Origin of the sequence: Amycolatopsis rhizosphaerae (genome assembly GCF_007713715.1) — a bacterium.
GTDB lineage: Bacteria > Actinomycetota > Actinomycetes > Mycobacteriales > Pseudonocardiaceae > Amycolatopsis_E > Amycolatopsis_E rhizosphaerae.
In genome coordinates, this window is the sequence record NZ_VJWX01000692.1 from 1 (window position 1) to 2,841 (window position 2,841).

At 70.7% G+C, this 2,841-nt stretch carries 3 protein-coding genes; all 3 read right to left on the reverse strand.

What is annotated here, in order from left to right; all coding sequences use genetic code 11:
* Positions 1-154: 154 nt before the first annotated feature.
* Positions 155-1,321 (reverse strand): thiolase domain-containing protein, encoded by a 1,167-nt coding sequence (locus tag FNH05_RS35585; RefSeq protein WP_144593237.1) that lies wholly within the window; start codon positions 1,319-1,321, stop codon positions 155-157.
* Positions 1,321-2,364: a thiolase domain-containing protein gene (locus FNH05_RS35590; RefSeq protein ID WP_144593238.1), complete on the reverse strand. Its 1,044-nt coding sequence runs from the start codon at positions 2,362-2,364 to the stop codon at positions 1,321-1,323. Before FNH05_RS35590 ends, FNH05_RS35585 begins: the two co-directional genes overlap by 1 nt.
* Positions 2,365-2,375: 11 nt before the next feature.
* A partial coding sequence (locus tag FNH05_RS35595; RefSeq protein WP_144593239.1) for a Zn-ribbon domain-containing OB-fold protein occupies positions 2,376-2,841 on the reverse strand: 466 nt, incomplete at its 5' end.

Genomic DNA, 2,841 nt, shown 5'->3' on the forward strand with positions numbered 1-2,841 from the left:
CGCTCGTACTGGCCTGACCGGGCCGACGCTGGCCCTTCTCCCGTGAGGGGTCCCCTCACAGTCATATCGACCGTGAGGGGACCCCTCACAGGAAACCGCAGCACCATTCCGGCGCTCACCCAGCCCCCGGACTTCGCCGCGGCTGAAGGGGGGATCAGCGGGTGGGTTTGGCGGCGCCCACGACCCACATCGAGAAGTACTGCGAGCCGCCGCCGTAGGCGTGGCCGAGCGCGATGCGCGCCCCGTCGACCTGGTAGTCGCCTGCCCGGCCCATCACCTGCTTGGCCGCCTCGGAGAACCGCAGCATGCCCGAGGCGCCGATGGGGTTCGACGAGAGCACGCCGCCGGACGGGTTCACCGGCAGCCTGCCGCCGATCGCGGTCTCCCCGGCCTCGGTGAGCTTCCAGCCCTCGCCCTCGGGCATGAACCCGAGGTTTTCCAGCCACATCGGCTCGAACCACGAGAACGGCACGTAGATCTCCGCGCAGTCCACTTGCGACAGCGGATCGGTGATGCCGGCCTCCTTCCACAGCGCGGCCGCCGCGTCGCGGCCCGCCTGCGGGTTGACCTGGTCCCGCCCGGCGAAGGTGGTCGGCTCGGTGCGCATCGCGGTGGCGTGGATCCAGGCGGCCCCTCCGGCCACCGCGTCGCCCGCGGCCTCGTCGCCGATCACCATGGCGCACGCGCCGTCGGAGGACGGGCAGGTCTCGTCGTAGCGGATCGGGTCCCACAGCATCTGCGAAGCCTGCACCGATTCCAGCGTGATGTCCGTCTGGCGCAGGTGGGCGTACGGGTTGAGCGCGCCGTTGCGCCGGTCCTTGACCGCGACCATCGCGCCGACGTGCTCCGGTGCGCCCGAGCGGCGGATGTAGGAGCGCACGTGCGGCGCGAAGTAGCCGCCCGCACCGGCCCCGACCGGCATGGAGAACGGCGGCATGATCGACAGCGCCCACATCGCGTTCGACTCGGACTGCTTTTCGTAGGCCACCGTCAGCACGCGCCGGTGCACCCCGGACTGCACGAGGCTCGCCGCGACCAGCGCCGTCGATCCCCCGACGGAACCGGCGGTGTGGACGCGCAGCATCGGCTTCCCGGTGGCGCCGATCGCGTCGGCGAGGAACAGTTCGGGCATCATGACGCCCTCGAACAGGTCCGGGGCCTTGCCCAGCACGACCGCGTCGATGTCGGCCCACTCCACCGCGGCATCGGCCATCGCCCGGTCGATCGCCTCGCGGACCAGGCCCGGCATCGACACGTCGGTGCGCTTGGCCCGGTGGTGGGTCTGCCCGGTCCCGAGCACGGCGGCGAGTTGCTTGGCCATCAGTCGAGTCCTTCCATGACCGCGACGAGGTTCTGTTGCAGGGCGGGACCGCTGGTGGCGTGGGCCAGCACCCGGTTCGCGCTGCCGGTGAAGATCTGCTTCGCCGCCTCGCCGATGCGCGCGAGCCCGGCCGCGAACATCGGGTTGCCCGCCAGCGGGCCGCCCGAGGGGTTGACGCGCACCCGTTCGCCCAGGCCCAGCGCGTCGCGCAGGATGAGTTCCTGGTGGGAGAACGGGGCGTGCAGTTCGGCGACTTCCACGCCTTCCACGCCTTTAACGACTCCGCCGACCCCAGCGCCCATGGCCTTGGCGGCCGCCTCGGCGGACGGGGCCCGGGTGAGGTCCCGCGCGCCGAGCACCGGCGTGTCCACGCGATGCTCGATCCCCCTGATCACCGCGGGCCGTTCGGCGAATTCCTTCGCCCGTGCCGCGGACGAGAGGATGATCACGGCGGCGCCGTCGGTGATGGGAGCGATGTCGTGGGCCCGCAGCGGGTCGGCGACGTAGGGGGTGTCGAGCAGCCCCGCCGGGTCAAGGCCCCGGCTGCGCGCGGCGACCTCGGCGAGGTCCTTTTCGCTCCACAGCCCGCTTTCCAGGCCCAGGCGTGCCTGGAGAGCGGCGATGCTGACCGAGTCCGGCCACAGTGGAGCGACGGTGTACGGGTCGAGCTGCATCGCGAGCACGCGGCGCAGCTGCCCGGCGGAGGACTTGCCGAAGCCGTACACCAGCGCGGTGTCCACTTCGCCGGTGCGGATCTTCAGCCACGCCTCGTACAGCGCCCACGCGGCGTCCATCTCCACGTGGGACTCATGGATCGGCGGGAAGGCGCCGATCGCGTCCACCGCCGAGATGAACGAAAACGCCCGGCCTGCCAGGTAGTCCGACGAGCCGGAGCACCAGAAACCGATGTCCTTTTTGGATAACCCGGTCTGCGCGAACACCTCGGCGAAGATGGGCACGAGCATCTCGACCCCGTTGGTGGTGCCCGAAGTGCGGCGGACGTTCGGCGCCTGCGCGAACCCGACCACGGCGACGTCTTGCATGAATGCACCCCTCACAGGTGGTGGGCGAACGACTCGTACGGCGCGTCGGGCTCGCCGGTCGGTTCGAAATGGCTGATGTTCTCGAGGCTGGTCCACCACTGCTCGCGGGGCTTCCAGGCGGCGCGGACCCGCATGCCCATCCTGACCTCGGAGGCGTCGCAGCCCAGCACGAGGTGGAGGAACGGGATGTCGGCACCGTCGAGCAGGATGTAGGCGGCGACGTAGGGCGGCTTGATGCGCTGACCGAGGAACGGGACGTTGACGATGCAGAACGTGGTGACGATCCCGGTGTCGGGCAGTTCGACCTCTTCGGAGGTCGGCACCCCGTCGGTCGGGCAGGCGCCGCGCGGCGGGATGTAGACCTTCTCGCAGGCGGGGCAGCGCTGGCCGATCAGCTTGCCCTCGGCCAGTCCCTGCAGGTACCGGCTTTCCTCGGGGGAGGCGGAATGCTGGTAGTGCAGGTGCACCGGGGTGATC

Bases quoted from the DNA above. Each gene is read 5' to 3' on its own strand.
- FNH05_RS35590 (WP_144593238.1), bottom strand. From the start codon at position 2,364: ATGCAAGACGTCGCCGTGGTCGGGTTCGCGCAGGCGCCGAACGTCCGC.
- FNH05_RS35585 (WP_144593237.1), bottom strand. From the start codon at position 1,321: ATGGCCAAGCAACTCGCCGCCGTGCTCGGGACCGGGCAGACCCACCAC.